Consider the following 6674-nt stretch of genomic DNA (forward strand, 5'->3'; position numbering starts at 1 on the left):
ATAAACATCAGATGATTAGACCGTCAAGGGGGAGATCTGACCGGATCTGCAGGATCCGATGCGGTCGATTCTGAGGAAAGAGCAGATGTTTGGTGCTACTGGGTGCGCAGCTTGTCCATCTGTCGGTAGGAGCCGCCCAGATGGTCGAGGTGGCGACGCATCATGTCCATCGCGGACATCGAGTCGCCCGCGGCGACGACGTCGAGAATCGCCCGATGGTCATGGTCGACGCACTGCCAGAAGCCCTCCGGCGCGTGATCACGACCGAATCGCTTCGACAGCACCCGGAACACCGGTGCCGTGATGAGTTCGAGCAGGGGATTCTGCGCAGCGCGCAGCAGGACGAGGTGGAACTCCTGGTTCTTGACGAAGGTCTCCGGCCCCTGGGCGTCGGTGGGATCGAAGATCGAGGCGCGCAGTTGATCGAGGTGGTCCTCGGTGCGGCGGAAGGCGGCCATGCCCGCCGCAGGCACCTCCATGAGGTTGCGTACCTCCATCAGCTGGTCGACAGTGACGGCATCGGCCGTGGTCATGAGCGCGACACCGGTTTCGAGGTGCTCGCTGATGTGGCCGACGCTGGGCACCGCCACGAAGCTGCCGCCCGTGACGCCGCGAGTGGTGAGGATCAAATTCTGGCTCGCCAACGACCGTAGGGCTTCGCGGATGGTGCTCCGGCCGACGCCGAACTCCGCCGTCAGTTCCGTATCGCTGGGGAGGCGCTCACCCGGCTGCAGTTCGCCCGACAGGATGCGGTCGCGCAGTCGTGTCGCGAGTGCGGCGTAGGCCGGCGTGCTCTTGGCGCTCGGATCGGCGGTCGAGGATTCGGGCACTGAGGCGGGCCTCTCGGTCGGTCGTCCGGCTCGTGACGACGGGCGATCACGTGGGGCGACGGTGGCGGAACAGCACGAGCGTAGCGCGAGCGACTGCGGTGAGCAGTGGCATCGGAAGATGGTCACCTCGGTGATACATCGGCTGTTTAGGGTGTCGAATGCCGTCGAACTGGCCCGAAGGGTGCGTGACAACGCTTCACCTGCCCGAAACATCAGAGGTATTGCTTTCGGGCACGGGGTGGCGCACTATGACTCGGGTCACCTTCGCAGGGTGTACAGAGACCCCGCACGGACTCCCGGACTGCAGCGACGCGTCCCGGTCGTCCCACTCCTGCTCCCCACGTGAGAGCCGACAGAATTGGATGGCACATGAAACGAATCGGAGTCGACGTCGGTGGAACCTTCACCGACCTCGTGTTGTGGGACGACGACGGCACCGTGGTGGTGCACAAGACGCCGTCGACCAACCACGATCCCTCGATCGGCACGATGGACGGCATCGCTGTCCTGGCCGAGCGGGCTGGAATCGACCCGGCCGAGATCGACATGTTCTTCCACGGCACGACGGTGGCCACCAACATCGTCCTCGAGCACAACGGGTGCGACGTCGGAATGATCACGACGGAGGGGTTCCGCGACCTCCTGCACATCGCACGCAAGAAGCGACCCCTCAACTACTCCAACTACCAGGATCTGCCGTGGCAGAAGTGGCAACTGGTACCGCGGCGGAACCGGCGCGTCGTTCCGGAGCGTATCGACGCCTCCGGCGCGGTCCTGACACCCCTGGACGAAGATGCTGTGCGGGAACAGGTTCGGCTCCTGCGCGAGCGAGGCGTCGACGCCATCGCCGTCGCCTTTCTGCACTCGTACCGCAACCCGACCCACGAGCAGCGGGTCAAGGCGATCATCGCCGAGGAGTTCCCCGGCGTCTTCGTGTCGCTGTCCAGCGAGGTCGCTCCGCAGTACCGCGAGTACGAGCGCTTCTCCACCGCCGCGCTCAATGCGTTCATCGGGCCGAAGACGTCGCAGTACATCGAGAACCTCGCACAGAAGGCGAGCGCGGCACAGGTCGGCGAGGACGTGCACCTCATGACCTCCGCCGGCGGACTGGTCACCTCCCGGAGCGCCAGTGAGATCCCCGTGTCACTGCTGACCAGCGGCGTGGTCGCCGGTCTCCTCGGCGGCTGCGCCATCGGCAAGGCGTCGGGCTTCCCGAGCGTCATCACCCTCGACGTCGGCGGCACCTCGGCGGACGTGGGAGTGGCGCCCGACGGCGCACTGCGGATGAAGCACCTCCTGGACACTCGCATCGGCGATTACCACGCGATGGTGCCGATGGCGGAGGTCGACACCATCGGCGCCGGCGGTGGCTCCATCGCGGTGGTCGACGACGGCGGCATGTTCCGCGTCGGACCGCGCAGCGCCGGTGCCGTTCCCGGACCTGCGTGCTACGGCCACGGCGGTACCGAGCCGACCTCGACCGACGCGATGGTCATGATGGGGTGGCTGCGCGAGAACAGTTTCCTGTCCGGCACCATGCGGGTACAGCCGGAACTCGCCCGCACCGCCATCCAGACCCACATCGCCGACAAGCTGGACGCGCCTCTCGACGAGGCGGCGATGGGCATCTTCAAGATCCTCGCGCACTCCATGACGGAAGCCATCAGCCTGCACTCGGTGCGCAAGGGGTACGACCCCCGCGACTTCTCCCTCATCGCGGAAGGTGGAGCAGGGCCGCTGTTCGCGTGGCAGATCGCCGATCAGCTCGGTATCCCGCGCGTCATCGTGCCCGGCCACCCCGGCATCACGTCGGCGGTCGGTCTGCTCACCACCGACATCCGCTACGAGGAGCCCACCACGGTGTGGACCTCGTCGGCCGACCCGGACATCGAGCTGCTGCGTCAGCAGGTCGAGCGGCTGTCCGAGCAGGCAGTGGCCCAGTTGCGGGCGGACGGGGTTGCACCGGAGAACATCTCGCTCGAGCGCAGCGTCGACTGCCGCTACGTGGGGCAAGGGTACGAGCTCCGCGTGCAGGCACCCGACGGCGAGATCGACGACGTCTGGGTGAAGACGACGGCCGAGGCCTTCCACGAGGCGCACGGGCGCACGTACTCCCAGCGCTTCGACGACAAGCCCGTGCAGCTGATCAACGTCCGTGTCACGGGAGTCGGTGCGGTGCCTCACGTGCGCATCGCCGACATCGAGAAGGGCACCGCCGACGCCTCCGCCGCGATCAAGACCACGGCCCGCGCGCTCTTCTGGAAGGACGACACCGCGAAGCCCGAATGGGTCGAGACCCCGGTGTACGAGCGATCTCTCCTGCTGGCGGGCAACAGGTTCGACGGACCCGCCATCGTCGAGCAGTTCGACTCGACCACCATCGTCGGAATGAATCAGCACGCCACCGTCGACGCCGTCGGCCACATCATCATCGAGAGGAACCTCGCATGAGCAAGACGCTGATGCCCACCACCGGAGTTTCGTTGGCGGGTGACTCCACGCGCACGTGGAACGACGTGGAGGTCGATCCGATCACGCTCCGGGTGATCGGCGGTGCTCTGCAGTCGATGGCCAAGGAGATGGCCCAGGTGCTCTACCGGATGGCGTACTCCAGCCTCATCCGCGAGTCGGAGGACCTCGGCGCCGGCATCTTCGACATCAACGGGCGTGAGCTGTGCGAGTCGGATTCCACACCGATGCACTGCGGTTCGATCCCCGCCTACATTCGGGGTGTCAACCGCAGGCTTGCGGGAACGTACGAACCGGGTGACGTGATCCTGCACAACCATCCGTACCACGGCGCCGCACACTCGCCGGACTACGGCGTCATCATCCCGATCTTCTGGCAGGGCGAACACATCGGCTTCGCGGGCTGCACCGGCCACGTCTCCGACGTGGGCGGCAACTTCCCCGGACTGTGCATGGACGTCGTCGACGTGTGGGCCGAGGGCAAGCTCATGGACTCGATGAAGATCTACCAGGCGGGCGTCCGCAACGACTACCTCATCCAGCACATTCTCGACAACGTCCGCACCCCCGAGCAGAACCGTGGCGACCTCGAGGCCCTGATCGCGTGCTCGCGGATCGGCGAGAAGCGCTTCACGGAGCTGCTCGAGAAGTACGGTCTCGACACCGTCATGAGTGCGGGCGAACGGTGGATGGACTACTCGGAGTCCATGCTGCGTGCCAAGATCCGCGAGATTCCCGACGGCAGCTACGAGGCACCGATCGGCTACCTCGACGACGACGGCAAGAACCGCGACGAGCCGCTGAAGGTGGCCGTACGCGTGCAGGTCGAGGGGGAGGACATCCTGATCGACCTCACCGGCTCGAACAGTCAGGTCCCCACCGCCTTCAACGTCCCCTTCGAGGGGTCGGTCCTCCCGGTCGCGGTCTCGGCGATCCGGACCATTCTGTTGGACGAGGACCTCACCGAGGACTTCGTTCCGCAGAACGACGGCTGCTTCCGACCCGTCAAGGCGTACGCACCCGAGGGCACCATCTTCAACCCGGACTTCCCGGCGTCGTGCTTCGCGCGTTTCTCTCAGGTGAACCGGGTGTTCGACTCGATCAATCTCGCTCTCGCACCGGTCCTTCCGGACCATGCGATCGCAGGATCGTCCGCGGCGCTGTGTGCCATCGCATACTCCGGAATCGCGCCCGACGGCGAGTCGTACTGGGTGTACATCGAGATCAACGAGGGGTCGTACGGCGGCCGCAACGGCAAGGACGGCATGGACGCCGTCGACGCGCTGATGGCCAACACCCGCAACAACCCCATCGAGGAGCTCGAGCTCAACCACGCCATGCGGGCGCTGCGATACGAGCTGCGCGACGAGGCACCGGCTCCCGGCAAGTGGCGTGGCGGTATCGGCAGCGTGCGCAAGTGGTTGATGGAGACCGACACGTTCCTGGGCTCCGAGGCGGACAACCGCTCGGATCCGCCGGCGGGAGCACTCGGTGGGCACCAGGGCGTCTCGGGTGCGTTCACTCGTAACGCCGGGACCGACCGCGAGGAGGTGCTCTACTCCAAGGTGACCCAGGAGACAATCCGTGCCGGTGAGACCCTGGAAATCAAGCTCCCGTCCGGTGGCGGCTTCGGCGATCCCTTCGAGCGGGACCCGTTCCAGGTGTTGAGCGACGTCTGGGACGAGTACCTCACCGAGGAGGACGCGCGACGCGATTACGGTGTGGTCGTGAACACCGCATCGTGGACCGTCGACGAGGACGCGACGGCGGAGCTGCGAGCGCGGAGCGCAGCCTGACCGAGAGTGGGGGACAGGCCGGTGAGACACCGGACCTGTCCCCGCTCGCTCTCGACCTTCGGTTGGGGAGTGTCATCCGATGGATCGATGCACCCCCGGCCGGCGAGGGGCCTCTCTCCGGGAAAACCGTCGGGGTCAAGGACAACATCGATGTCTCCGGCATCGAGACCACCTGTGCCTCGGCCTACTTCGCCGACCACCGGGCGGACCACGACGCGGACGTGGTGACACGCCTACGTGCGGCCGGCGCTCGGGTGACCGCGAAACTGAACATGGCCGAGTTCGCCGTCGGCGTGACCTCGCAGAACTCGGCCGCGGGGCCGTCACGTAACCCGTGGGACCTCGGCCGGGTTCCGGGTGGCTCCAGCGGAGGCTCAGGTATCGCCGTCGCGGCCGGAATCGTGGACGCCGCGCTGGGTACCGACACCGGCGGTTCGGTCCGACTCCCCGCCGCCGCATGCGGTGTCACCGGCCTGCGTCCGAGTAGAGGGTCGATCAGCACGGCCGGTGTTCACCCGGTCAGCGAGGAGTTCGACACGGTGGGCCCGATGGCGCGCACGGTCGGGGAGGTGGCCGCCCTGTTCGACGCACTGTCCTCCCGCTCGACCGAGAACGTCACGGGCACAGTCCGTGTCGGAGTGCCGGACGTGTTCATCTGCGCCGACGTGGACGAGGGTGTGGCCCGTACCGTCCGAAACGCCGTGAGCCTGTTCGCCGAGCTGGACGTGACGATCGTTCCCGTGTCGCTGCCCTTCGCGGCCGACGCCCAGGACATCGTCTACACGATCGTCTACAGCGATCTCGCGCGTCACCATCGAGCGAGGCTGCGTACGCAACCGTCCCTGTTCCAGGCGGCGACCAGAGAACGAATCATGCTGGGGCTCGGCATCACCGACGAGGATCGCGCCGCGGCGCACGAGGCGGGCGAACGGTTCCGAGCCCTGCTGCGTCCGGTCCTCGAGGACGTCGACCTGGTGCTGACCCCGACGATGCCCGTGGACGTGCCGCCCCTCGCCGGCGGTGACGGCGTGGTTGCCCTGTCTCGACGGATGGGTCAGTTCACCTATCCGTGGTCGTTGCACGACGGACCGACTCTCGCGCTGCCGGTGGGGTTCCACCCACTGTCGGGGATGCCGGTCGGTGCTCAGCTCACCGCTGCGCGAGGTCGAGAGAGTGTGCTCTTCGAGGCCGGGGTGCGGTATCAGGGCGCGACCGATTGGCACGAGCGACGCCCTGGCCGTCATACATCAGATGATTGAGCGGTAATTGTCGGAATCGCGGGTGACAAATCACCACGAACGCTGTCAATCATCGTATGTATCCCGTAAAGTCGGTGTTGCGTGGATCACCAACCGCACTGCAACCGAACGGATCAGGCGTCGGAGACGCCTCTCGTGGTCCGTCACTACATCGACCAGCCAGCGAGGAACAGATGTACAGACGCAGAGTCGCGCCGCTCCTGGCGGTACTCGGACTGACCGTCGGACTGACCGCCTGCAGTTCGGGACCGGGCCGCGACGCAGACCCCGCGAACCCCGTCACCATCGACGTGACGGTGTCGGCTGCCGCCGAGATCTAC

4 protein-coding genes are annotated in these 6674 nt (G+C 66.4%); 3 read left to right on the forward strand and 1 reads right to left on the reverse strand.

Going from position 1 to position 6674, the window contains the following annotated elements; all coding sequences use genetic code 11:
* Window positions 1-95 precede the first annotated feature (95 nt).
* Window positions 96-830 carry a FadR/GntR family transcriptional regulator gene (locus RU01_RS02695; RefSeq protein WP_027504876.1) on the reverse strand — a complete coding sequence of 245 codons (735 nt, stop codon included), beginning with the start codon at window positions 828-830 and terminating at the stop codon, window positions 96-98.
* Between the two features lie 369 nt (window positions 831-1199).
* Between RU01_RS02695 and RU01_RS02700 the strand changes: the two genes are divergently transcribed.
* From RU01_RS02700 to RU01_RS02710, 3 genes are read left to right on the forward strand one after another with little or no spacing between them, the layout of a single operon-like run.
* Window positions 1200-3281 (forward strand): hydantoinase/oxoprolinase family protein, encoded by a 2082-nt coding sequence (locus tag RU01_RS02700; protein ID WP_027504877.1) that lies wholly within the window; start codon window positions 1200-1202, stop codon window positions 3279-3281.
* Window positions 3278-5095 (forward strand): hydantoinase B/oxoprolinase family protein, encoded by a 1818-nt coding sequence (locus RU01_RS02705; RefSeq protein WP_082042838.1) that lies wholly within the window; start codon window positions 3278-3280, stop codon window positions 5093-5095. The genes RU01_RS02700 and RU01_RS02705 overlap by 4 nt, the downstream gene beginning before the upstream one ends.
* The gene (locus RU01_RS02710; RefSeq protein WP_231568576.1) at window positions 5041-6354 is read left to right on the forward strand and encodes an amidase; all 1314 of its coding nucleotides are present in this window, start codon (window positions 5041-5043) and stop codon (window positions 6352-6354) included. The genes RU01_RS02705 and RU01_RS02710 overlap by 55 nt, the downstream gene beginning before the upstream one ends.
* The last annotated feature ends 320 nt before the right edge of the window (window positions 6355-6674 follow it).

Origin of the sequence: Rhodococcus sp. MEB064, assembly GCF_000834565.1 — a bacterium.
Classification (GTDB): Bacteria; Actinomycetota; Actinomycetes; order Mycobacteriales; family Mycobacteriaceae; genus Rhodococcoides.